The organism is Acinetobacter ursingii DSM 16037 = CIP 107286 (assembly GCF_000368825.1).
Classification (GTDB): Bacteria; Pseudomonadota; Gammaproteobacteria; order Pseudomonadales; family Moraxellaceae; genus Acinetobacter; species Acinetobacter ursingii.
Window position 1 is genome coordinate 1,404,442 of sequence record NZ_KB849717.1, and the last position, 25,076, is coordinate 1,429,517.

Genomic DNA, 25,076 nt, shown 5'->3' on the forward strand with positions numbered 1-25,076 from the left:
AATAAAAGCACATCACTAAAATTGTCAGACAATAAAAAAGCCCTAAACAATGTCTAAGGCTTTTTTGAATATGGTGGCGTGAGGCAGGATCGAACTGCCGACACACGGATTTTCAATCCGTTGCTCTACCGACTGAGCTATCGCGCCGATGGCGTGTATTAAGCCGTATCTCAGGCAATTAGTCAATCAAAATCAGCATCTTTTTCATCAAATGTCTTTTTTTTACCCAAAAAAAATCCCTGATGGGATCAGGGATCGAAAACACAAATTTGGTTTTTAAATATGGTGGCGTGAGGCAGGATCGAACTGCCGACACACGGATTTTCAATCCGTTGCTCTACCGACTGAGCTATCGCGCCGATGTGGGCGTATTAAACAATGTTCGACCGCCTCAGTCAAGATACAGCCTGCATTTTTTGCCTGAACGTTTAAATTTAAAGCAGTATTTTCGCAAAAATTATCCCTGAACCGATAATTTACCAATATGCGCCAGACAACGATGAATCGCCCCACAACCTGGTTCAAAAAATTTAACTCCTTTTTCTTCTTCCATACGGCAAACTTCACTCACCAGACGTTCCGCGACCCCTCGCCCCCGATTGGCAGGATGTACAACAATATATTCCAGAATCTTGCTTTCACCTTGTCCTGTACACCAGATTGCACCTATAATCTTGGTGTTAAATTCAGCGGTATAGACTGTGGTATACTGCGCCAGATTTTGTTCTAGCTGCTCGACCGCATCTTGCCCATCGCCAAATTCAGGACTTGTGTCATACAGTCGCTCAAGCTGGCTGCGCATTTCTTCGTTTTCAAGTGAAGTATAAGCATGTACGGTTATAGGCATGGATTAACCCTCCTGAGCAATCTGTGTGCTGTCACTTTTGTCACAGCGAATTGAGCTTTATATTCATCATTTTTAACGTTTTTTGAGGAACGTGTCCATGACAGAGCGTATCAGTGAAGTGGTAAGAAATACCAATGAGACCAAAATCCGGGTTCGTTTGAATCTTGATGGTTCTGGTCAGGGTACACTGAACACTGGAGTTCCATTTTTAGACCATATGATTGATCAAATCAAGCGTCATGGTTTATTTGATATTGATATTCACTGTGATGGCGATCTTGAAATTGATGATCACCATACCGTTGAAGATTGCGGAATTACGCTGGGTCAAGCATTTGCACAGGCATTAGCTGATAAAAAAGGTTTGCGCCGTTATGGTCATTTCTATGCGCCATTAGATGAATCACTTTCTCGTGTCGTGGTGGATTTATCTGGCCGTCCAGGTTTATTTATGGATATTCCATTTACCCGCGCGCGCATTGGAAGTTTTGATGTCGACTTATTTTCTGAATTTTTTCAGGGCTTCGTTAACCATGCGCTGATGACTTTACATATTGATAATCTCAAAGGCAAAAACAGCCACCACCAGATCGAAAGTGTGTTTAAAGCCTTTGCCCGCGCACTTCGTATGGCCTGTGAAGTTGATCCACGTGCATCAGGAACGATTGCTTCGACCAAAGGGAGTCTGTAATGACTCGTGTTGCTTTACTTGATTATGGCATGGGAAATCTTCATTCGGCAGCCAAAGCACTCGAACATGTGGGAGCAACGGTCGATGTGACCAATGACCCAAAACTGATTGCGCAAGCAGATAAAATTGTTTTTCCTGGGGTTGGCGCCATGCGGGATTGTATGCAAGGCATGCATGAGGCTGGAATTGATGAGGTCGTGCGCCAAGCAGCTTTTAATAAGCCTGTTTTAGCCATTTGTGTCGGTATGCAAGCGCTTATGCAACGTTCTGAAGAAAATGGCGGAACTGACGCGCTTGGAATCTTTGCAGGTCAGGTCAAACATTTTCCTGAAATCGAAGGTTTAAAAGTGCCGCATATGGGTTGGAATCAGGTTCATCAAGCCGATCCATCTCATCCTATGTGGAATAAGATCGAACAGGATGCACGTTTTTATTTTGTGCATAGTTATTATGTTGAACCACAGCAAAGTGAATTAGTTGCCGCAACCTGCGATTATGGGCTGCCATTTTGTACCGCCATTCATCAAGACAACTTGTTTGCGACCCAATTCCATCCTGAAAAAAGTCATACAGCGGGCTTACAGCTGTTAAAAAACTTTGTGGAATGGAAGATTTAAAACCACGTTCTGATATTAGATCAAGTCAAAATTGACTTGATCTTTTAAATCCATCACAAAAAATATAAATATTACAATTTATCTTTCATTTTTCTTTTATACTTTAGACTTGATCTCAAAACTGCCTTATTCAAAATAGTTGAACGTTTCAGGGAAAATAAGATGCGCTCTTCAGTTCAGGGTACTTGTCTCGCCAATGATTCGCCATTACGCCCCGAAGGTCGTTTTGGTCGCTTATCATTTGCAGCTTGGAGTTTACTGGGAAGTCTTTTTTTTCTAATCGCATGTAGTACCATTGGTTTTGGTCTGATTCAAATGAGCGAAAAACAAAGTAGCTATTCAAATCAAACCATCCTGTTTATGATTTGTTCTATAGGCACGCTGACTGCGATTTTTGTTTATTATCATTTTATTTTTATGATTCGCCGCTTACATGATTGTAATCAAAGTGGCTGGTTATCTTTACTGTATATGGTCCCGCTCATCAATATTGTGTTTATGGTCTATTTACTCTGTGCCAAAGGCAATACGCGTCTCAACGATTTTGGCCCAACACGCTATACCTGTAAGTGGGAACGATTCTTTGGCTGGATTTATATTATTCTTGTTCCAGTGAGTCTGATGATTGGGCTTTTAAGCGTTCTGATCATTCCGACCTATCAAACTTATCTGCAATAGCACAACAGCGACTCTCCAAACAAAATCATCCAGATTAAAACGAAATCTTCATTCTGTTGACTTAGCAATTGCGGTAGAGTTTGCTAAGATGAGGCAATTTTTATTTTCCCAGATGAAGCAAGGAGCGAAAGCATGCTGATCATCCCTGCAATTGACCTGAAAGATGGTAAGTGTGTCCGTTTAAAACAAGGCCGTATGGAAGATGATACGGTTTTTTCAGATGATCCTGTCGCAACTGCTCAACATTGGGTCAATGAAGGCGCGCGTCGTTTGCATTTGGTTGATTTAAACGGTGCTTTTGCGGGTACACCGATTCATAAACCTGTGGTCGAAGCGATTGCTAGAGCACAACCTGAATTACCAATTCAGATTGGTGGTGGTATTCGCTCGCTTGAAACCATCGAGCATTATCTGGATGCTGGCGTATCTTTTGTCATTATTGGAACCAAAGCTGTTCAAGATCCTGCGTTTGTAGAAGAAGCATGCAAACAATTTGGTGGTCATATTATCGTCGGGATTGATGCTAAAGATGGTTTTGTAGCAACAGACGGCTGGGCCAATGTGACCGATGTCAAAGCCACAGATTTGGCTAAACGTTTTGCCGATGCGGGTGTCTCTAGCATCGTGTATACCGATATTGCCCGTGACGGCATGATGCAAGGGGTCAATGTCGAGCAAACTGTCAATTTGGCTCAATATTCAGGGCTTCCTGTGATCGCTTCTGGTGGTGTGACCAATCTTGAAGATGTCCGTTTACTCAAAGGCCAGCCAGGTATTTTGGGGGCGATCACCGGCCGTGCCATTTATGAAGGGACATTAAGCCTACGTGAAGCGCAGCTTTTATTGGATGAACAAGCGCTGTAAAAAAGAGTAGACATAAAAATGGGCGATTCATTCGCCCATTTTTATGCTGCAATTCAGACCCGTATTAGCCAGCCACACATGGTTGTGCAGGGGAACCGATCCAAGCGGATTGAGTTGGAATTTTTTCACCTTTCATGACCAGCGTCAGCGGTCCAAGTAGCGTTTGATCGGCAACTTCAGCATTATAGAGCACGATACTCCGACAATGGACGGTGACATGGCTGCCAATTTTCACCTCACCAATTTTCATGATTCGATCTTCAAATAAATGTGTTTGAGGGCCACTAAAACTATTCAGTTCACTGTTATCTCCAATACTCACGCAATCGAACTCGGTGATATCGGCAGTATCCAGATATACATTTTTACCGACTTTGACCCCCAGTAAGCGCAATAACATTGGCAAAAACGGTGTACCACGTACATAGTTGAGACAGTTCTGAATGGCAATCGACTCATATAAACTGGTAATACCTTCACTGACCCAGACAAACATCGTCCACATGGGTGCTGAACGGGTTTTATAACGACCAATCAACGCCCATTTCAAGACCACGATGAGAAGAAAACTGACAATACCATAAGCAATACCTGATAAGGTTAAAGCCAGTAAGCCATAGAGCCAGCCTTTTGTGACCACCGTATTAATTACAGATAAAACGATCATATAACCAACACCAATTGCAAACGCAGAAGGCAGCACAATACGCAAACCTTCAATAAAACCACGCATCATCCGCCGTGCAATACTAGGTTTAAAGGTCAAATGTTCAGGAAAATCCGCAACCGTTTCACGTGCAGGCAAGCGCAACGCAGGTGAACCAAACCATGTTTCGCCACTTTGTAATTGATCTTTTTCAGGAATTTTTGATTGAACACCAATCAATACCCCATCAGGCAGATCTGTACCATCAGCAATATAAGCACTATTTCCGACAAAGCTACGGCGACCGATTGTTGTCGGCTGTAAAATCATCCAGCCACGGGTAATTTCTTCATCACCTAACATCACCGCATCGGCAATAAAGCTTTCATCGCCCAATGTGAGTAACTCAGGGATGACCCCTGTGGCGGTTGAAACTTCACTGTCTTTCCCCACTTTGGCACCTAGCAAACGAAACCATGCAGGTGCATAAACCGTCGCAAACAATCCATGTAAAGTTTGCAAACTGGTTTCCAAAATTTGAGTAGCAAACCATTTACGATAATAAGTCGAGCTATGCAATGAATAGGTTCCAGCTTTGAGACTTGGTAACAGGATTTTACGCACCAATGCCGCGAATAACGCTGTGGCGATAATCATCAATACACTGGCAGGAATGGCAAGCAAGAAATAATGCAAGGCAGTAATCGCACTATTGCTGCTTGCCCAGTCACTAAAATATTTGACATCGAGCCAATCGACCAAAATAAAATTAGGAAAGATCGGGATAAAAAACAAACAGGAAATCAGTATCGCACTCACTGCATAGTAAGCAGCTTCCCACATTTTACGCAGAGTGCTTACTTTTTCACGCGGCAATAATTGCGCTACATCAACACGGCTATGATATTTTGCTGGTGCGCCGTCCCAGATTTCATGTGCAGGAATGGTTTGGCCATTTGGCAATGCCGATAAAGCTTTTAAATGGGCATAATCTTCAAGACAGGTATTTTCTTCCAAAACACTATAAGAACCGACATAACTTTCCTGTTTTAAATGTATGCGACCTAAAACCAGATGACCCTGCTCGACTTTGACATTTTCCAGATTGACATGTGAACCAACACTGACACCATCGTCGATTTGCAGCAAGGCTGGCATACGAATAAAGACCGAACCGATATGCACGTTCTGACCAATTTTAGCGCCCAAAGCACGCAAATAAAGACGATTTAGACTTGAACCCGCCAATAAATAAACAGGCGCAATATTGGTCAAACGATCTGCCAGCCACCATCTAAAATAAGTTCTACTCCAGAGTGGATATTCACCCGCTGTAACCCCCCTTAACAATAAGCGATTACCTACAATTGAAAGCGCAAAACTGGCAATCATACTCAGTACATACACGCCCAGTGAAATCGCAATTGCATGCGGAATACTATCGCTCGGGCTACCCGTAAAATAGTGATAACTAAAAAATGGAGCAAGCCATTGTAAAATGGTCAGCGCAATCAATACAGGGATGACCACAAGCTGCGCCACACCACACAGCACACGATGCAGACTATTTACCTCATAGCTATGCACTTCACGCATTTGCTGTTGCTTGGTCTGGGCCAACATAAACTGGCTAATCGCACCAACTTTACGATTTTGGTAAATATTCTGGATCGTGATTTGCGCATATTCAGGATATTCACGTAGCTCAGACGTCAATACAGCAGCCAAAAGTGAATGGCCACCCAAATCATCAAAGAAATCGGCACTGAGGCGAATCGCCTGATTTGGAAATAATTTCTGTAAAATAGCAAATAAAATACTTTCTGCTTCATTTTGCGGTTCGTCTGAAACTTCTTTATCTATAGAAGTCGTCAACTCAATTTTACGCAGTGCATTTCGGTCAATTTTTCCAGACAATAAACGTGGAACTTGCTCAACAATTTCAAAGCGGTTGGGAACCATGTACGCTGGCAATCTGGACTTTAAATATGTCCGAATATCTTTCACCTGAATCTGGCTTTTAGCCTCTTGATCAAGCACGATAAAAGCAACCAGTTGATCCATTTCGTCATCACGGCGCAACACCACAGCCGCTGTACCGATTCCATTTAAATCACACAAAGCGGCTTCAATTTCACCTAGTTCAACACGGAAACACGAATCTTGACCTGATCATCAGCACGTCCCAAACACTGGATTTGACCATTTTCATCAAGTCGTGCCAAATCACCTGTACGATACAGTTTAAGTTCGTGCTCGTTTTGCGCCCATTGATTATCAATGAATTTTTCAGCGGTAAGTTCTGGACGCCCTAAATATTCACGTCCCACGCTTGGGCCAAACACACAAAGCTCACCCACTTCGCCCTGCGCTAATAGCTCAAGCTGATCGTTTAAAACCAGCATGCCGTAATTCGGCAAGGGAACGCCAATCGTCACAGGTTCATTGGCATAAACACGCGCCAGACTTGAGGTGACAGTTGTTTCAGTCGGTCCATAGGTATTAAAAATCTGATGATGTGGTAAATCCCAACGCGCCACCAAAGCTTCGGGACACATTTCACCGCCCAGATTGATGATTCTTAAATTTGGTACATCTTCTGGAAATAGCGCCAATAAGGTTGGCACGGCATGTAAAACTGTAATATTTTCTTGTTGAAGGGTTTTACAAAGACGCTCAGGATCAGTCACCAGATCTTTGGGTGCAATCCAGATCGTGGCACCGACCAAATAAGAAATCCAGACTTCTTCAAAGGACATATCAAAAGCGACAGAAAAGCCCTGATAGACTTTATCTTGGTGACATACGCCCAAGACTGAATTTTCTGAACGCAGAAAGTGACAAATATTACGCTGCTCGATTACAATCCCTTTCGGCTTGCCCGTTGAACCAGAGGTATAAATGATATAAGCCGCATCATCCAGTGCAGCACGTTGCTGAATTATCGGGTGTTGTGTTGGCTGATTCAGTTCATCCGCAGTCCATACATTTTGTTGCAGTTGTGTCAGTAAACCCGCCCATTCCTGACTGGTGACAATCCCCACGGCTTGGGCATCATCCAGACAAATCTGAATACGATCGACAGGAACATCCATATCAAAGGGAAGCCATGCAGCACCTGCTTTACAGATCCCCGCTTGAGCAATCAGTAAATCTGCTCCACGTGGTAACCATAGTCCCACGCGATCACCTGCTTTGACACCACGCTGGATCAACTGCTGTGCAATTTGATCGACTTGCTGTTGTAACTCGGCATAACTGATCTTTCGCTCATGATCAATCAGGGCAATATGGGTCGGATATTGCTCTGCTGTATGGTCTAAAATGTCTGAAAGAACTTCAGTTCGAATAAACTCTGGTCGTTGATCACCACGAATCACAGAGAGGGTATGAATAATTGCATTCATAGGATGTCCAGATGTTCGCCATCGCGTTATTTATCCCAAATACTTACTTAATAAAAACTCAGGATAAAACTCTTGTATTTATATGCAGTTCATCAGAAACATATAAAATTCAAACAATGACCTAAAACTGATTTTTTTATTCAGGCTTATTGTTTTCCTGTTGATGCTAGGCAGAATTGCTTAATAAATAATTAAAAAAACTTTCCTATCGGATTTATTTTTTAGCAGTCAATGATTAAAAATAATATTCAACTAATTGTTATATATTGATTTTATAAAAATATAGCAGAAATAATGAAGTCTAAATTACAAAATAATCTGAATGGTTTACTTGATCTGACATTTTTTTAGTATCTTAATCAAATTTCTCATGGATCACACTTGATCATCATGCCTTGTTTTCAGTGGACTAGTTAAACTGCTGATCTAAATCAATCACGTCATCCATTAAATCAATACATTGCTGCGAATGTGAAACTATAATCAGGGATTTCACCTGTTTTTTTAGTAACTCTATTATTTCCAGTGCGGTAGTGATATCTAATGCTGAGGTTGGCTCATCTAAAATCAATAATTGCGGTTGCCTTAAAACTCCACGTAAAATACTTATTCGCTGTTTTTCACCTCCTGAAAAATTTTTATATACATCTCCCATATCATCATTTAATGTTATTTTGTTCTTTTCAAGAATTGAGTTTAATTTAAATTTTTCCAGCCATTTTATCAACTCAGCATCTGTATAATCATAAGGGCTATTATAAACTAGATTGTCTTTTAAACTGCCAGAAAAAATAACAGCATGCTGTCCGACAAAACTGACTTGATTAAAAATTTCTTCAGAAAAATTCTCCGAAATATCCAAATTCTGATAATAAAGTCGCCCAGATTTAATCTTTGAAATCCCAATTAAATAATTGATAAGGGAAGTTTTTCCGCGACCTGTCTGGCCTACAATCGCATAATGAGTATCAGCCATTAGCTGTAAATTAAAATGCTGTATCTCATGTTTACCCAAGTTCAGTGTGGCATCCTCAAATTGATATAAAACAGAAGTGCTAGACGCTGTTGATGTCCAAGGCTGATAATGGTCACGCGTTAAATCAAAATATTGTCGATAAGTCTTTAGCGCTACAATATTGCCATTTACCCGCATCAGGCTTTGCGAGACCATTAAAAAAGGCAAAGTCAACTGAATAATATAGGTACTAATCAGGACAAAATCGCCTGAACTAATTTGCTGATGCTGGGAAATATAGGCGGTGTAAAACATAAATCCGAGTAAAAATAGAAAAATTAAAAGAACCTGCATCATCATTAACCCACCAATACGAAGATTGGTATTTTTGACGATAACTGCATAGCTCGATAAACTTTGTTTTAAACGATTCTGTTCATAAACTTGTGAGTGTTTAATTTTAATTTCATAGCTTTGAGATACTTTCTCTAAAATAGCTGTATTGATTAAATTACGTCCCTGATAAATTTCATTAAAATAACCACTACTTTTTTTACTAATTAATATAGAAACAATAAAAATCAGGAGGGCCGTCCCCACAAAACATGCACTAAACACGATATTAATCGTTTTAAATAACACCGCAAAAATAAATAAAAGTTGAAATACAATCGGCCCTAATAACATAAAAAAAGCAAAAGTCATTTCGCTCATCGCCGATGCGCCACGTTGCAAGTCGGTCAGGAAGACGCCTATTTCCGTTTGATCTTGATGTTGTTTTTGCAGGGCTAAAAAGTTTTCGACGCCAGAATACATCAGTGCCGTCTCAAAGTTTACCGACATGATCATGCTAAATAAATTTTGACACCATGATAGCAATTGCGACATGAGCCATGCTGCCGCATAAGCCAGCACCAATAAATAGAGTTTTTCTATACTAAATAAATGAGCAATTTCAATATGATGGTTTTGTTCAACCTGATCGACAAGTAACTTCATGAGATAGGGAAACAACGTCCCAAATATCGCAACGAAGACCACCAGTAAAAACATCAGGATAAAATCTAGTTTCAGGCGTGAATATCGCTGCATCGCAAGTTGACAGGCAAAGCGATAATTCTTTATCCATTCAAAACGTTTCAGTACATTCATAAAGATAGCGAGTGATTATTTTCAATTCATTCTGCATATAAATGAACACAACAAGCTTGCATCAGGCAGCACTTGATAGCCTGATGATATTCATAGATCAGGCAATACATTTTAGTACATATTGCCTGAGTTAAGCCTGTTTTGAGACTAAAATGATACCATTTTGCCTGGATTCATCGCAGCACCAACGCCATAAAATCCTTTTGCCATGGGAATAACTAAAGGTGCCAAAGCTCTGCCCCATAGAATATCTTGATGCTGAATCTGAGTCAGCATCTCAAAGTCATCTGACTGCCCACAAAAATCATCTGCAATGGCTTTGCCAATGCGGACAGTTTGTGCTACACCATGACCGCTCCAGCCATGTACAGCATAGACAGGAAATTTATCCCCTGATTTACGGCTATCAGTTGCACCGTTGACGGTCAAATCAGTTGTGCCACTCCAGACAAAATCGAGTTCGACCTGTTCTAATTGTGGAAACACATGCAATATGCGACCTTTCAAATATTGTGCTGTTTTCTCAGCATTCCAGCAAGTTCCTGTGCCTTGTCCACCAAAAAGGAGTCGATTATTGGAAACTCCACGGTAATAATCAATTTGAAATTGGGTGTCATATACCGGATGATCCTGTGGCAATAATTGCTTTAATTCAATATTCAGCGGCGCGGTGGTACAGACATAGGTATAAAATGGAATGGTGGTTTGATTTTTTTGTTCCAGCAATTTAAAAGACGCATGATGCACGGCCAATACCACACTTTTTCGCGCTTTAATGCAGCCTGTAGTGGTCTGAACATAAATCCCGTCCTCCCGTTCCTGTATCGAGACCACTTCGGTATGTTCATACACTTTCCCACCTTGCTGACAAAATCCATAAATCAGCCCACGATTGAGCGCTAAAGGATGAATATGTCCGCCTAAGCGATCAACTAATCCCCCAAAATAACGATCGGACTTCACATATTCATAGAGTTCATGTTTACCCACCACCTGCGTATGGTTTTCACCCAGATATTTTCGGGCATCTGCTCCTTGTGTCAGTGCAACCAAATGTCCTTCATGAACTGCGGCGGTAATATGCCCATGTTTACGTGCCGCATCAATTTGATAACGCGCCAAAATCGAATCAATCAACTGCATAGCTTCAGTTGAAGTAAACTGCCATAACTTTTTGGCATCAGCATGACTGAGCTGCTCAATCATTTCTTCTGCCTCCCAACGCGCAAGACCGGGCGTAAGTTGCCCGCCATTACGTCCTGAAGCACCACTCCCTATCCGATTTTTCTCAACCAAAACGGTGTCAACGCCTTGTTCAGCCAGATGTAGTGCCGTAGATGCACCGAGCAACCCTCCACCAATGACCAAGACATCACATTCAAGATCAGTTTGTAAACTTTCAAATTGATGCCAATCTGCCAGAGAACTTTCATAATAATTGGCAGCATGCTCGATATGCCCATGTTGTGGAGCAATCCAGTTCCACTCTTTCTCACTTGTCATAGCTTGGCTAACTTTAAATTCGACATCATTCAACAGCACAGGTTTCATTAACAGATTTTTCATTTGTTCAACTCACTTTCATTCCAATATTTATTAAGCATTGCTCATGACAACACTTTGCTTTCTCAATTTTTTATAGATAAAAATGGCAATTCCCAGACTGAGCCAAACACAACCAAAATGCAGTGCGGCAGCATCAAGGTTAAACCACAGACAGACAATGGCCGCGACAGAGAAGATCGGAAGCACAAGATTTTTAAAAATATTGTTCCAGCCTTTGTTCTCACCTTTCTTGATGTAAAAATGCATAAAGATCGAGAAATTAACCGCAGTAAACGCAATAAGTGCACCGAAGCTAATCAGACTGACCACCGTTGCCAAATCCAGCAACATGGCAGTCATGGAAATCGCGCCAATAACCAAAACGGAATACAGTGGTGTACCGAGTCTGGCATTAAAACTGCCAAAAATCTTTTTGTAGAAAATACCGTCTTTACCCATAATATGAATCAATCGCGCGGCACTGGCGTGGGTTGCCAAACCTGAAGCCACCGTATTCATAATCTGCCCGCATAAAAAGATCGCCTGAAATAATGCCCCGCCCACATACAACACAATCTCTGGCAAAGCTTCACTTGGATGCTTAAAACGTGTGTTATCTGGGAAATACAACTGAATAAACCATGAAGCACTGATGAAAATAACACCACCTGCCAGCGTAGTTAAAATCACCGCTTGAGGAATCACTTTTTTGGGTTGTTCTGTTTCCTGCGACAATGTCGTGACTGCATCGAAACCAAGAAAAGAAAAGCATAAAATTGATGCGCCTGCGATCAATGGAAGCAGTTGAGGATCTCCATTCCAAAGTGGGGTAAGCGTAAGCACATGCGCATAGCCATCGGTCGTCCCTATTCCTTTAATGACCAGATAAATAAATACCAGCATTAGCACAATCGGCGCAAAGACAAATAATAAGCTCAAGTTCGCCAAAATCTGGATGCGAAAACAATTCACCAATGTGACCAAAGCTGCTGCCAGCATCACCCAGAACCAATAGGGCATTGCAGGAATCAAGGCATGTAAATAAATCCCTGCCAATAAAGCATTAATCAACGGCAAGAGAAGATAATCCAGTAAGGCACACCATCCCACAAAGAAACCTGCGGTTGCCCCACAACTTTCAGCGGTATAGCTATAGGCCGAACCAGGTCGTTCTGAACAACGACTAAATCGTGCATAGCTAATCGCAGTCAATAACATGGCCACCAGCGCCAATAAATACGCCAAGGGTACTCGTCCGTCTGTGGTTTCAGAAACGATGCCAAAAGTATCAAACACCGTCATAGGTGTCATATAAGCAATGCCGACAATGACCACTTGCCACAAGCTCAACTTTTTGGTTGGAAATTGCTCATTTTCCATTTTATTGTAACTCGCAATAAAATAATGTTCAGTGATTATTCTTTTGCAACAACTATGCCATATAATAAAAAAATTATTTTGAACCAATCTGAGAATAAAATGCCACGCTACTCGATTGAAACGCGTAAAGCCGCGATTGCAGCCTACAAAAAAACCGACTATAAGCTCGCTGTCTGTAAAGAATTCAACATCTCCAGAGTCACACTGGATGCATGGATTAAACTTGAAGAAGAGACAGGAAGTTTGAACCCAAAACCCACCAAAAAACGTGGTGCACCCGCGCATATTAAAGATTGGGATGCATTCCAAGCATTTGTAAAAAATACAAAATTTCAAAATATTAGTGATTTAATCCCCTTATTTGAACAGGAGTTTGGCTATTCAGTTTCCTATGCGGTCTTGGTTCGCGCAATCCATGTTTTGGGTCTACGTCGTCGTAAAGGTCGCTTCTATGGTTAGAAAAAATACAAAATTTAGCGACAAAAAAACAGAGTTTTTTGTAGGTTTAAAATATTAAAAAAGTAAATTTAATTTATTAAAAAAGTAAAATATTTAAATTAAAAAAGTAAATTTAAATAAATAAAAATGTAATATTTAAATATTAAAAAAGTAAATATATAAAAATTAAAAGGTAAATTTTATAAATCAAAAATGTTTAGTTATCATTAACACTGTTTTCAAAATAGCGCAGCAAAGTGAGCAAGCATTGTTCAAATCGCACTATTATTAGGCAAAAAAAAAGAGAAGCAATTCGCTTCTCTAGACCATGACAAATTCTAAACTATTGATACATGGCTTTATTATCATTTAAGGCGACTAGGCCGCGTATTGCACGATAGACAATCCAGATCCAAGCAGCGCCAATCACGACTACACAGAAAGTACTCGCAGATAAGGCGACACCTGCAAATAAATTGTCGTTATCACCAGTAAAAAATAAAAAGAAGAACGGTACAAAAGCAATGATGTTCCAGAACAAATACCACCAAAATGTGCGAATTTGCCAAGTAAAGTGACTAGCAAGCCATGTCCCTTCAACATCACGACGTTTTACGTAATTAATGATGAGGGCCGCGATTGCTAACAGCCCTGCACTAAAAATAGCGGCAATATATAAAATATAAAGAACCAGCGTTAAGGTTTTATTGGATTGCAGTTGTTCTAAAGAATTGTTCATAGAGACACCTTTGGATTTATTGTATTGATCCTCTAACGTAGTACTACATTTAACGGAGAAATCAGCCAGAGTAATAAAAGTATATTTAGCACTATGGTACAAAAATAAATTTTCCTAAAGGGTTGTTTTTGTGTTTTATGTCGCAATTTTTGTTGCGCTAACCCCGCCGCAGGCCAACCGCCTAAAAAAGAAATAATATGCAGGGTTTGTTCAGGCACACGCCGATTTCCCAGTTGCGCGGCTTCTTTATCTTGCGCATACAACCAATAACTCAAGACATTCATCAGTGCAATAAAGATAAAACTATAAGCAGGTAATAGGTGTATAAAGCTGAGAATGGCAACAATGACAATATAAACCACTGCTGCAAATTGCATCGGCTTAAGTGAAGATGTATGAGCGGTAGAAACTGGACGTTTTTTATTTGCAGCTAAAGCGCGAGTTTGTGCCGCTTTTAAATAAATCACCTGCTTGGCACGATAACGTCCTCGCTCATCCAAAATCACCAAATATTCGAGTGCACAACCGACGATTGGTCGTGGTCCAGAACGAGCAAAATCCTTGATATGTAAAAAAACACGGTCTTTATCCGCATCATTGGGTTGAATAAAACCGTACCCTTTTTCATCGAACCATTCAATTAATCGTCCCTGATCACGCATCATGGTTTTCCCTTAATCTGTTAAAGCGGCTAAACGATTTTGCAATAATTGTCGCATTTCTAGAGGATTTTTTTGCAAAATATCTTCACTCTCTCGCACTTCCTGCGCATTACGCTGCGCGACTTGCAATCGTAATAACCAAAATCGACAGGCAGCCATCGCCAAATAAACTCTCAAACAGGCTTGTTCATCTGAAGTCAGTGTACGAACCGTTTGATAGCCTTCGATAAATGCATTGAATTGATCCGAATTAAGCTGTACTGTCGGATGTTCGGTACAAAAATCATTGATCGCAATGGCAATATCAAATAATAGATCATCCTGATTCATTTCAGAAAAATCTAAAATCCCCTGTAATTGATCTCCCTCAAACAGAGTGTTATCTCGAAATAAGTCGGAATGAATCCAGCCCTTTGGCAAATCACAATGTCGCTCACGCTGTTGATTAAATAAGCGATAAACACGATCTAATAATTCTAGATCATCTTGACTCATATAGGCTTTAAGCTGATCGGCAACACTTGTCCAATAAGCGTGGTTGCGATAACTTTGACGTTCAAATTGAACATTCTGTAAGGCTAAATGTAACTGTGCCTGTGCTTGACCAATCGCAAATATTTGCTTAAGGGTTGGTGGAATAGGATGCTTTCCCGCAATTCTTGGAGCAATTTGAGCAGGTTTATCGGCAATAATATGAATAAATTGTTCCGCATAACTTAAAGGCACAGCAACAGGAATATCTTGCTGGCCTAGATATTGTAATACTGGCGGCAATTCATTTGCGCCTTGCAAATCCAGTTCTTCAAATACGGTCAACACGTATTGTTGATGATCCTGCGTCACTAAAAAATAATTGGTGTTTTCAATTCCTCCCTGAATGGGAATCAAGTCCACCACCTCTAATCCATAAGGCGAAGCAAATGCTTGAACTTGTTCTAAACTCAACGGCGTATAAACCGACATAGAAAACCTGCGTGCAACAATTATAAGTTTGATAGAATAGCGCTACAGTTTACCAAGATTCTGCTCTGTCTCGTGAACTTTATTGATTTTGACCAATATCGCTGGATGTCACCATGCTTGCAAAACGTATTATTCCCTGCCTTGATGTCGATAATGGCCGTGTCGTCAAAGGCGTTCAATTTTTAGATATTCGTGATGCAGGTGACCCTGTTGAAGTGGCGCGTCGCTACAATGAGCAAGGCGCCGATGAAATCACGTTTCTGGATATTACCGCAACACATCATGGGCGCGACACCACTTATCGTACTGTAGAGCGTATGGCAGAAAGCGTATTTGTGCCATTAACCGTTGGTGGCGGCGTGCGTAAAGTCGAAGATATTCGTTCATTGCTCAATGCTGGCGCAGATAAAGTCAGTATCAACTCTGCGGCGGTGTTCAATCCTGAGTTTGTACAGGAAGCCTCTCAACGTTTTGGTGCACAGTGCATTGTGGTAGCAATTGATGCCAAAAAAACAGGCGAAAATAAATGGGAAATTTTTACCCACGGTGGCCGCAAGCCGACGGGTATTGATGCGCTTGAATGGTCGGTCAAAATGGCAGAATATGGCGCTGGCGAATTATTAGTGACCAGTATGGATGCAGATGGGACTAAAGCAGGTTATGACATTGCCCTGATGCGTGCGATTAATGATCGAGTTTCGATTCCCACCATTGCGTCTGGTGGTGTTGGAAATTTACAGCACATGGCAGATGGTATTTTACAAGGTGGCGCAGATGCCGTTCTGGCGGCCAGTATTTTCCACTTTGGACAATATACCATTCCTGAAGCCAAAACATTTTTAGCGGAACAAGGCATTGAAATGCGCCTCTAACTTCTAACGCATCTCTTGAAATAATATAAGGGCAGTTCAGTTTGACTTAACTGCCCTTTATTTTTAAGCGACTGAAGTTTGCGTTTGCATCTCTTCTGCGGTCGAAGCCTCTAGCAATTTTGGCTTTTGTTCAATGTATTGGGCTGGAAAAAAGCGTTCAATGGCGGTGGTCAACTTTTCAGACCATTTTTCAGGTAATACTAAACCTAAAGGATTGGCCTCTTTTAAATCCGCAGATGAAACAACTCGTGTTCCCAAAATATAATCAAACCATGGCCGAGTCACGCCCCAATTTGCATCCTGATTTGAGTTCATGTGATGATCATAATGCCAAGGAACACGGCGTTTTGCCCAGTCAGGTTCAAGATGGGAACGACGGTGTACATAAAAATAATTGCCTGCACTATAGCAAAATGCCAACGCCATACCTTTTGAAAATGGATAGGCAGCCGCACTTGAAACAATAGCGACTACAGCTAAGGCACCAAGTTCATTACGAGTACGCCAGTGATGCAATCCTTCCACATAGCATTCGTCATGAAACTCAGTTTTGCGCACTTCGCGATGATGCGCCCAATGTGACTCCATTTGCTTTGGTGTGGGGCTAAAACGTGGCTGACCTTTTCGATGTACACCATGTAATAAATACTTGTGTGCTACCCATTCAAAGCCATTGGCTAAGACTAAACCGGCTACAAAACCTTTTATCATTTTAAATAATCCTCCCTTTTGACTTGAATATAAGAATTTTTCTATGCTATGTATTGACTTATTTTTATCATTCATTGACAAAACACGACAAAAGAGCACTAAAGGATGGCTTTAATAAAAAATTATGCGGGATCAATCTATGGAGGGCTGGGACATTTATTAAAATTATATTGTGAATCACAACATCTTGTTGTTCCGTCGAAGCTGCTTGAAATTCAAAACCTGGAACGTTTCGATTATGTGATCTGGCGTGATTTGCTGGAACAAATTCAACAGTTACAACCGCAAACGGGTTTGGGGCTACGTATCGCAAAATATGTACAACCCAAGCACTTGGGTATTTTGGCCTATCTGGCATTATCCTGTGAAAGTCTGGGTGAAGCACTTCATCGTTATCAGGATTTTCATCGATTGGTTTATGATGGCAGCCCACTTAAAGTTGAGTTCGTATCGCCTTATTTTTCAATCCACTGGGAAGAGCCCGAACTGCATCCGACTCAACTGACCGATGAAATCGCGATTGCTTTAATGGTTGAATTTTTACAGCAGTTTATGTGTAAAGAAAAAATCGAGCTATATGAAGTTCATTTCATCAATTCTGCACCCAAAGACTTACACATGTATGAGCGCTATTTTCATTGCCGAGTACGCTTTTCTCAAGCCAAGACACAAATCCTCATTCCGATAAGTGAAGCTAATAAAGTGATTGGTAATGCAGACCATACCCTACAACAATTATTGATGCGTCAAGCACAAGAACTATTACAAGAATTACCTCATTCCAATCAACTGGATCAGCGTTTACAACAAGCTATTTTGAAAGGCTTACAAAAGAATGAATATCAAATTGATCAAATCGCAGCGCAATTGGGCTTATCGGTACGTCAATTACAACGGCATTTACAACAACAAAATATGACTTTTCAGCAACGAACCCAACAAATCCGCTATATGCTGGCGCTTGAATATTTAAAAGATCCACATCTTAGTTTACAAGAAATCGCATTATTGCTCTGTTATTCAGAACAAAGTGCTTTTCAACGTGCGTTTAAACAATGGAGTGGACTGACACCACAACAATGGCGACAGCAGTACGTTCATCATTAAATTAAAATAAGACATGAAATAAAAAAAAATTTATCTTCTTGCTTAAATTCTCAGATAGAGATAAAAATAAAACCACAATCGCACAAATATTAACCACTGTAAGCGATTTATAAGTTCAAAAACAAAAGTAAGAGAAAACAAAATGCATAAATATTTAGCAGAGTTCTTAGGTACATTCTGGCTGGTTTTCGGTGGTTGTGGCAGTGCAGTATTGGCTGCGGCATTCCCAGAACTGGGTATTGGCTTTCTAGGTGTTTCATTTGCTTTCGGATTAACTGTATTAACAGGTGCTTATGCCTTTGGGCATATTTCTGGTGCGCATTTTAATCCAGCGGTAAGTGTTGGCATGTGGATTGGTGGGCGCTTAGATGGTAAGGAGGTGATTCCTTATATTGTTTCACAGGTCATTGGTGCAGCTGTTTCGGCATTTGTGCTGTATATCATTGTACAAGGTCAGGCTGGTTTTTCAGGTACAGGTGGTTTCGCCACTAATGGTTATGCAGAGTTATCACCGAATCATTTCTCATTAGGGTCTGCTTTCTTAATTGAAGTCGTACTCACCGCTTTCTTCCTGATCATTATTTTACTATCGACACATCGAAATGCGCCTGCGGGTTTTGCACCTATCGCCATTGGTTTAACTTTGACTGTCATTCACTTGATCAGTATTCCAGTCACCAATACCTCTGTAAATCCTGCACGTAGTACAGGAGTTGCTCTTTTTGCCGAAACCGCTGCTTTAAGCCAATTATGGTTATTCTGGGTTGCCCCTATTTTAGGTGCGATTGTGGGCGCGTTCATCTATAAAGTGGTGATCAAAGAAAAAGACTAAGATTTAAATGTCAAAAAAACAGTCTTTTTAAAGGCTGTTTTTTTCTTCGTTATAAAAATGGATTATCAATCTCTTGTTCAGTTTTGGTCTGAATTTTCTCGGGAAGCGGCTGTTTCTCAAGTTCAGTCAGCATTGCATTAACCAATGCCTGTAATTGTTTTGCCAATTGCAAGCCATGTTGATCTTTGGTGATCTGCAAATTGCCATATAAACTCACACAATCGATCTGATTTTCGAGTGTTAAGTCCTCAATACTGGATGATTCATTTCCATTCTCAAACGGTTTAAACATTTATTTAAGGCTCTTTTTCATTTTCTATCATTTGAAATTAACCTATTTTGCAACTTCTGCACGATTGATTTATCTCAAAATTTGTAAAAAATAATGCAACAGTGCATCGACCAATTGTTTGATCATCGCTTGTTTGGTGTCTTCATCAATCCCTTGGGCTTCAATAGGTACCGCTTGCTGTTTTTGCTGCGTAAATTGTTTCTGCACGGCGGTCAGGGTTTGCTGCTCGACATCTTCCGCACACTGGCTTTCACCATCCCAATGTAAATAGCTCACTGCTTTTTGTGCTTTGACAGCATTGGCACTGAAGGGAAGTTGATAGACATTACGTTTTTGTTCTTCGGTTAATTGTGGAAACAGGTTCATTCCGAGCTTTTCTTCAAGATAGCATACGCTGACTACCCTAACCTGTAATGAATTATCGTTCGACGCATAATATGCACCAATTGCCCCTGTTTTTGGTAAATAAATGATCTTATATACTGCGCTTGGAACGATCACTCCCCGTCCAATCGTTTTTAATTTTTTTCCTTCAAAGACTGGTCCTGTCACCACATAAACGTCCTGTTTCTGCTTCGTCACCAATGCACGGGTGGCTTCTTCAAGTTCACGCCAAACTTGTTGATTATTTTTAGGCGCTTGCGGCACCATATTGGCCAGTGAAAAACTATCGTATTGTGCTGTGGTATTGCCCATATCGCCATTTGGTGCCATGTGTCCACGGTCATAACCCGAACCACGATAGTCGCTTAATAAAGCCCGATGCATCTCTGGAATTCGGGTTTCTTCATGAAAATTATCTTCGCGCTTAATTCGATTACTTAAACGTTGTGGAGTCAATTTTTCTGCTACCCAAAGCGGTGTTTTTGAAACACCTGAATACATGACATTAAAATCATGAAAACACAGGGCATAACTATTTTTTTGTAGACTGTCTTTTCCTAAAACTGGAGGAATATCGCGATAAAACTGACTGAGACAAGCGCTATTATTTGCAATCGGACTTATCCATTGTGAAACTTTACCCTCGCCAAAAGCAATTACAAAACTACCTGCCGCAACGGAGCCCAAAAAAAATTTACCAATATGTCGTTTGATCCAAGAGAAATCTGAACTTGCTCGGGTCTTTCTTCGTGCCACAATCTTCTACATCAAATCAAGAGTCTAAGTAAAAGCTTAACAATTCAAGTTTTCACTGTATATTCAGTCAGATCTCATTTGATTAAAGCAACAGCACAATTTGATCAATAAATCATCTATGCGCGTAACAGTTTGTCGTTTTATTTTTATCTTTGACCATGTGATTGGTCATGTTTCGTATATTTAATTGAAACAACAAGAATGGCTATGCGAAGGTAGGCTCACGATGAACATGAAAAATGATTAAATTTAGGAGTCTCTTATGCGCACTCAATTCATTGCTGTAGCTTTCGTAACAGCCTCATTGAGTATGACTGCTTTCGCAGAACAACCTGTTCAGGCGGGCGAAACTCTAGAAAGTTTATCCAAAGCCAAAGTCACGACAACGGTAAATGGGCAACCTGGTTCGCTTGAAGAGTTAGTCAATAGCGGCAAAGTTCAGCTTATTTCTGCTCAATCTAATCCAGTGCAAACTCAGCCCCTGAACTCACAAGACGTTCAGGCTGTCACACCGCATCAAAGTGAAATGGCAGACCCTGCTGCTACACCAGCCCCATCCATCGATCCAAATGCACCAGCGCAAGCAATGCCTGAATCTGCTCAACCAGAAGCACCTGCAATGCAAGCAGCGCCAGCAGATGTGCAGGATCAAAATAGCAATGCAGCTCCTGAGCAAATCTCAGCGCCAGTGACTCAATAACTGCTTGCTACCCAATAAAAAAACCAGAGCCATTGTGACTCTGGTTTTTTATTTCATCAATTTGGATTTAAATTTCAATCTGACTACCCAGTTCTACCACACGGTTAGGTGGAATCTGGTAAAAATCGCTGACAGGACTGGTATTTCGTTGCATCGAAATAAACAGTTTTTCACGCCACGGCGACATGCCATCTCCAACCGTATGAATCAATCGATCACGTGAAATGAAGAAGCTGATCTGCATCATATCGAAATCAAAGCCCCATTCATCATAAGCCTGTTCGAGTGCCTGAGGAATATTGGGCTGATCTTTGAAACCGTAATACATAAAGATACGATAAAAATGATCATTCAATTTTTCAAATTTAATTCGATCCTGCTGCGCCACATAGGGAATATCCCGCGTATATACGGTCACCATGACATTACGCTCATGTAACACTTTATTGTGCTTGATATTATGTAGCATCGCATGTGGCACAATATTCGGATTACCTGTCAGGAATATCGCTTCGCCTGGCACAAAATGCGTTTCATTACTCGAACCAATACTCTGGATAAACAAGCTCATTGGCAATGCATCTGTTTCTAAACGATGATAGACAATTTCACGACCACGTTTCCAGGTCATTAAAATCGTAAACACCACAATACCAATGACAATTGGCACCCAACCGCCAGCCAAAATCTTGAGCGAAGTAGATGCCACAAATATTCCGTCCAAGGCTAGAAATGGAATCGCAAACATCGCGACTTTCCACCACGGCCATTTCCATGCACCATAGGCCAATACAGAAATCAAAATCGTAACACACAGCATGGTCATAGTAACCGCCACACCATAAGCACTGGCCAGATTACTGCTGCTTTCAAATAAAATAATTAAAATAAAAACTGAAATGTAAAGTACCCAATTAATAAAAGGCACATAGATTTGCCCCTGCTCGACATCAGAGGTGTGAATCACACTTAAACGCGGTAAATAACGCAATTGAATGGCCTGATTGACCATTGAAAATACGCCAGTAATCACCGCTTGCGATGCAATTACCGCAGCAGCTGTAGCCAAACCAATCATCGGGTATAAAGCCCATTCGGGTACCAATAAATAGAATGGATTTGAAACCGCTGCTGGATCACGCAGTAACAATGCACCTTGACCTGCATAATTAAGTAATAAACACGGGCAAACGATAATAAACCATGCCAACCGAATAGGCAGACGACCAAAATGCCCCATATCGGCATATAGTGCTTCGCCACCAGTCATGGTTAAAACCACAGAACCCATCGCAATAAAGGCAATAAAAGGTTGGTGAATCGCAAACTCAATGGCCCATAAAGGATTTACGAACAATAGAATATGCGGTGTCTGAATAATGCTCCATAGCCCCAATAAGCCAATAGAAATAAACCAGACGAGTGTGATTGGACCAAAAAATTTCCCCATGGTCGCCGTACCATGTCGCTGTACCACAAAGAGTGCAGTCAAAATTCCTAGACCAATCGGCATCAGCCATTTATCAAATGCAGGCGTGGCAATGCTCAAACCTTCAATCGCAGAAAGTACTGAAATTGCGGGGGTAATGATACCATCTCCAAAAAATAGCGAAGCCCCGACAAAACCCAAAGCAATGAGACACATTTTCTGATTTGGAGTGAGTTCTTTTATTCTCAGTAATAATGCCAAAAGCGACATGATACCGCCTTCGCCATTATTGTCTGCACGCATCACAATGGTGACGTATTTAAAACTAATGGATAAGGTGATACACCAAAAAATCAGGGAGAGAATACCAAATACTGTCGCTTCGGAAATCGTGACATGCGCACTGGTAAAGGTTTGTGCAAATGCATAGAGTGGACTGGTTCCAATATCACCAAATACCACGCCTAACGCTGCTAGCGTAATCGCGGGCAATGCGGCTTTTTTTGCAGGACTTTGCATACTCAATCTTCAATATTTGAACAGTATTTTTGCGCCATATTAACATTAAGTTATTTTTTTTTCTGCAAATCAATTGTTTTAAGCTTGGCAGCATGTCTTTTTTTAGCTATTATCGCTCGCCTTGGTGAGGTGTCCGAGTGGCTGAAGGAGCACGCCTGGAAAGTGTGTATACGTTTACGCGTATCGAGGGTTCGAATCCCTCTCTCACCGCCAAGATTTTGTTTTAAAAATACCGAAGCATACCTAAAAGGCTTAAATCACAATGGTTTAAGCCTTTTTTAATGTTCTTTTAAATCCTTGGCTATCCTTGTACTCCTGAAACATCATGGGGGACAAGTGGGGGATGATTTGGTTATACTATAAATCGTCCCCCAAATTCCAAAGAAATAGCTAAAAATGCTGACAGATGCTCACGTTAGAAAAATAAAACCGCTTGAAAAGAAAAAGCGTTATGCCGATGAAAAAGGGCTGTACCTTGAGGTCACGCCTTCAGGTGGAAGGTTCTGGCGATTAAAGTATCGCTTCAATGGTCGTGAAAGTACTTTAACTATTGGAAGCTATCCTGAAATCTCATTAGCTCAAGCTCGTCGCACCCGTGATGAAGCTCGTATTCAGCTTTATAAAAATATTGACCCTAATGCCATAAAGAATGACCGCCTTCAGCAAACTGATGAAAGTAAGCTATTCAAAGTCCTTGCGATGGAGTGGATGAAGGATCGTAAAGCCGTTATTAAAGAAGCAACTTATCTACGTGATTTATCTGTTTTCGAAAAAGATATATTCCCTGCATTGGGTAACATGCCCATTGATCAGATCAAAGGGAAAGATGTACTGGCATGTGCTAAAAAAATTGAAGCACGTGGTGCGCAAGAAATGGCTAAACGCTCCATTCCTTTAGCTGGGCGTATTTTCCGTTTTGCGATTCGTAAAGGATTGATTGAGAATGATCCAACACCTCACCTTCACGAAGCCTTAAAGCCTCGTAAAGTGAAGCATATGGCTCGATTGGATATTTCGGAGTTTCCTCCTTTTCTTGAACGCATGGATCGTTACCATGGTAATCCAGTGATCAAAACTGCACTTCAGTTGATGACTCTCACTTTTGTACGGACTGCTGAACTCAGAATGATGGAATGGAGTGAAATCGATTTTGAGAACAGGATATGGCGTATACCAGCCGAAAGAATGAAAATGGCTTTGCCTCATCTCGTTCCACTATCTAGGCAAGCAATTGAACTACTAGAGAGTTTATTACCGCTTACAGGCAGAAAGCAGTATGTTTTTTATAATCACAGCACAGCTAATCCCATGAGTAGTAATGCAATTTTGTGCGCGATCCGTACGATGGGCTATAACGGCAAAATGACTGGACATGGTTTCCGTGGGCTTGCTTCTACAACATTACATGAGCAAGGCTATATGCATGATGCAATTGAAATTCAGTTAGCACATAGGGTTGGTAATGCCGTATCACAGGCATATAACCATGCTCAGCATTTAGAGTATCGAACGAAGATGATGCAGGAGTGGTCTGATTTTATTGATAGTTTACGTAATAAAATTGTGCCGTTTCCTAAACATAAAACAGCTTAAGTTAATGAGTGATTAGGCTAATAGTTGAATATTCTAATTTATATCTTGGCTTCGAAGTGATAGGTCTATCTGGAGCCACTATCACAAGATTTAGGCAATCCTTTTGAAATATTGCTCGATACATAAACCTAAAAATTACCCCCCATTGACACCAAGCCATATTCATCTTGACCCATAGCTCAAATTATATACACCACACTGCAAAAACATAAAAATTAGATATGACAACTAGCATGAGAGTAAGCAATTTCGCTTTTATAGTTTCAAAAGAGAAAACTACCTGATTCAATACAAATC

Annotated in this window: 21 protein-coding genes, 3 tRNA genes and 1 pseudogene; 11 read left to right on the forward strand and 14 right to left on the reverse strand. The window is 40.8% G+C overall.

The genetic code is table 11. From position 1 onward, the window contains the following. Positions 1-71: 71 nt before the first annotated feature. From F944_RS14060 to F944_RS14070, 3 genes are all read right to left on the reverse strand, one after another. Positions 72-147, reverse strand: a tRNA-Phe gene (locus tag F944_RS14060). A 136-nt stretch (positions 148-283) separates the two neighbouring features. Beyond that, positions 284-359, reverse strand: a tRNA-Phe gene (locus F944_RS14065). A 98-nt stretch (positions 360-457) separates the two neighbouring features. Beyond that, positions 458-847 carry a GNAT family N-acetyltransferase gene (locus tag F944_RS14070; protein ID WP_004991836.1) on the reverse strand — a complete coding sequence of 130 codons (390 nt, stop codon included), beginning with the start codon at positions 845-847 and terminating at the stop codon, positions 458-460. Positions 848-944: 97 nt separating this feature from the next. Here F944_RS14070 and hisB point away from each other — a divergent pair, with 97 nt between their 5' ends. From hisB to hisA, 4 genes are all read left to right on the forward strand, one after another. Further along, the gene (hisB, locus tag F944_RS14075) at positions 945-1,538 is read left to right on the forward strand and encodes an imidazoleglycerol-phosphate dehydratase HisB (RefSeq protein ID WP_004991837.1); all 594 of its coding nucleotides are present in this window, start codon (positions 945-947) and stop codon (positions 1,536-1,538) included. Then, positions 1,538-2,155 (forward strand): imidazole glycerol phosphate synthase subunit HisH, encoded by a 618-nt coding sequence (hisH, locus tag F944_RS14080; RefSeq protein ID WP_004991840.1) that lies wholly within the window; start codon positions 1,538-1,540, stop codon positions 2,153-2,155. The genes hisB and hisH overlap by 1 nt, the downstream gene beginning before the upstream one ends. Before the next feature lie 162 nt (positions 2,156-2,317). Then, entirely contained in the window at positions 2,318-2,833 is a 516-nt protein-coding gene (locus F944_RS14085; protein ID WP_004991841.1) for a DUF805 domain-containing protein, read from the forward strand. Between the two features lie 132 nt (positions 2,834-2,965). Further along, complete coding sequence (gene hisA / locus F944_RS14090) at positions 2,966-3,697, forward strand: 1-(5-phosphoribosyl)-5-[(5-phosphoribosylamino)methylideneamino]imidazole-4-carboxamide isomerase (protein ID WP_004991843.1); 732 nt, start codon at positions 2,966-2,968, stop codon at positions 3,695-3,697. A 64-nt stretch (positions 3,698-3,761) separates the two neighbouring features. On the opposite strand, the pseudogene F944_RS14095 reads toward hisA, so the two are convergent. The 4 genes and pseudogenes from F944_RS14095 to F944_RS14110 form a co-directional block, all read right to left on the reverse strand. After that, positions 3,762-7,750 (reverse strand): annotated as a pseudogene (locus F944_RS14095) (Pls/PosA family non-ribosomal peptide synthetase). A gap of 409 nt (positions 7,751-8,159) precedes the next feature. Then, positions 8,160-9,857, reverse strand: a complete 1,698-nt coding sequence (locus F944_RS14100) for an ATP-binding cassette domain-containing protein (RefSeq protein ID WP_004991860.1) — start codon at positions 9,855-9,857, stop codon at positions 8,160-8,162. Between the two features lie 147 nt (positions 9,858-10,004). Beyond that, a complete protein-coding gene (locus F944_RS14105; RefSeq protein ID WP_004991864.1) occupies positions 10,005-11,423 on the reverse strand; it encodes an NAD(P)/FAD-dependent oxidoreductase in 1,419 nt (472 codons plus the stop codon). A 30-nt stretch (positions 11,424-11,453) separates the two neighbouring features. Further along, positions 11,454-12,782: an APC family permease gene (locus F944_RS14110; protein WP_004991866.1), complete on the reverse strand. Its 1,329-nt coding sequence runs from the start codon at positions 12,780-12,782 to the stop codon at positions 11,454-11,456. 99 nt (positions 12,783-12,881) lie between these two features. Between F944_RS14110 and F944_RS14115 the strand changes: the two genes are divergently transcribed. Next, the gene (locus F944_RS14115; RefSeq protein ID WP_004991869.1) at positions 12,882-13,241 is read left to right on the forward strand and encodes a COG3415 family protein; all 360 of its coding nucleotides are present in this window, start codon (positions 12,882-12,884) and stop codon (positions 13,239-13,241) included. Between the two features lie 322 nt (positions 13,242-13,563). Here the strand turns inward: F944_RS14115 and F944_RS14120 are convergent, their stop codons facing one another. The 3 genes from F944_RS14120 to F944_RS14130 are packed head-to-tail and all read right to left on the reverse strand — an operon-like array spanning position 13,564 to position 15,584. Then, positions 13,564-13,959: a DUF4870 family protein gene (locus tag F944_RS14120; protein ID WP_004991871.1), complete on the reverse strand. Its 396-nt coding sequence runs from the start codon at positions 13,957-13,959 to the stop codon at positions 13,564-13,566. 32 nt (positions 13,960-13,991) lie between these two features. Next, positions 13,992-14,621 (reverse strand): DUF1294 domain-containing protein, encoded by a 630-nt coding sequence (locus tag F944_RS14125; protein WP_010588595.1) that lies wholly within the window; start codon positions 14,619-14,621, stop codon positions 13,992-13,994. A gap of 12 nt (positions 14,622-14,633) precedes the next feature. Then, complete coding sequence (locus F944_RS14130; protein WP_004991879.1) at positions 14,634-15,584, reverse strand: homoserine kinase; 951 nt, start codon at positions 15,582-15,584, stop codon at positions 14,634-14,636. Positions 15,585-15,697: 113 nt separating this feature from the next. On the opposite strand from F944_RS14130, the gene hisF reads away from it, so the two are divergent. Beyond that, the gene (hisF, locus tag F944_RS14135) at positions 15,698-16,456 is read left to right on the forward strand and encodes an imidazole glycerol phosphate synthase subunit HisF (protein ID WP_004991883.1); all 759 of its coding nucleotides are present in this window, start codon (positions 15,698-15,700) and stop codon (positions 16,454-16,456) included. Between the two features lie 63 nt (positions 16,457-16,519). On the opposite strand, the gene F944_RS14140 is transcribed toward hisF, so the two are convergent. After that, on the reverse strand, positions 16,520-17,167 hold the full coding sequence (locus F944_RS14140; RefSeq protein ID WP_004991890.1) for a sterol desaturase family protein: 648 nt from the start codon (positions 17,165-17,167) through the stop codon (positions 16,520-16,522). Positions 17,168-17,272: 105 nt separating this feature from the next. On the opposite strand from F944_RS14140, the gene F944_RS14145 reads away from it, so the two are divergent. After that, a complete protein-coding gene (locus F944_RS14145; protein ID WP_004991892.1) occupies positions 17,273-18,274 on the forward strand; it encodes an AraC family transcriptional regulator in 1,002 nt (333 codons plus the stop codon). 142 nt (positions 18,275-18,416) lie between these two features. Then, complete coding sequence (gene aqpZ, locus F944_RS14150) at positions 18,417-19,106, forward strand: aquaporin Z (RefSeq protein WP_004991895.1); 690 nt, start codon at positions 18,417-18,419, stop codon at positions 19,104-19,106. Between the two features lie 49 nt (positions 19,107-19,155). On the opposite strand, the gene F944_RS14155 is transcribed toward aqpZ, so the two are convergent. Both F944_RS14155 and F944_RS14160 read right to left on the reverse strand, forming a co-directional pair. Beyond that, on the reverse strand, positions 19,156-19,398 hold the full coding sequence (locus tag F944_RS14155; RefSeq protein WP_004991896.1) for a hypothetical protein: 243 nt from the start codon (positions 19,396-19,398) through the stop codon (positions 19,156-19,158). Positions 19,399-19,467: 69 nt separating this feature from the next. Beyond that, positions 19,468-20,541: a DNA/RNA non-specific endonuclease gene (locus F944_RS14160; RefSeq protein WP_201640256.1), complete on the reverse strand. Its 1,074-nt coding sequence runs from the start codon at positions 20,539-20,541 to the stop codon at positions 19,468-19,470. Positions 20,542-20,800: 259 nt separating this feature from the next. Here F944_RS14160 and F944_RS14165 point away from each other — a divergent pair, with 259 nt between their 5' ends. Next, entirely contained in the window at positions 20,801-21,238 is a 438-nt protein-coding gene (locus tag F944_RS14165; RefSeq protein ID WP_004991902.1) for a hypothetical protein, read from the forward strand. 67 nt (positions 21,239-21,305) lie between these two features. Here F944_RS14165 and F944_RS14170 read toward each other — a convergent pair whose 3' ends face one another. Continuing rightward, on the reverse strand, positions 21,306-23,186 hold the full coding sequence (locus F944_RS14170) for a potassium transporter Kup (RefSeq protein ID WP_004991903.1): 1,881 nt from the start codon (positions 23,184-23,186) through the stop codon (positions 21,306-21,308). A gap of 123 nt (positions 23,187-23,309) precedes the next feature. Between F944_RS14170 and F944_RS14175 the strand changes: the two genes are divergently transcribed. Both F944_RS14175 and F944_RS14180 read left to right on the forward strand, forming a co-directional pair. Beyond that, positions 23,310-23,399, forward strand: a tRNA-Ser gene (locus tag F944_RS14175). 183 nt (positions 23,400-23,582) lie between these two features. Then, positions 23,583-24,779, forward strand: a complete 1,197-nt coding sequence (locus F944_RS14180; RefSeq protein ID WP_004991904.1) for a tyrosine-type recombinase/integrase — start codon at positions 23,583-23,585, stop codon at positions 24,777-24,779. Positions 24,780-25,076 lie beyond the last annotated feature (297 nt).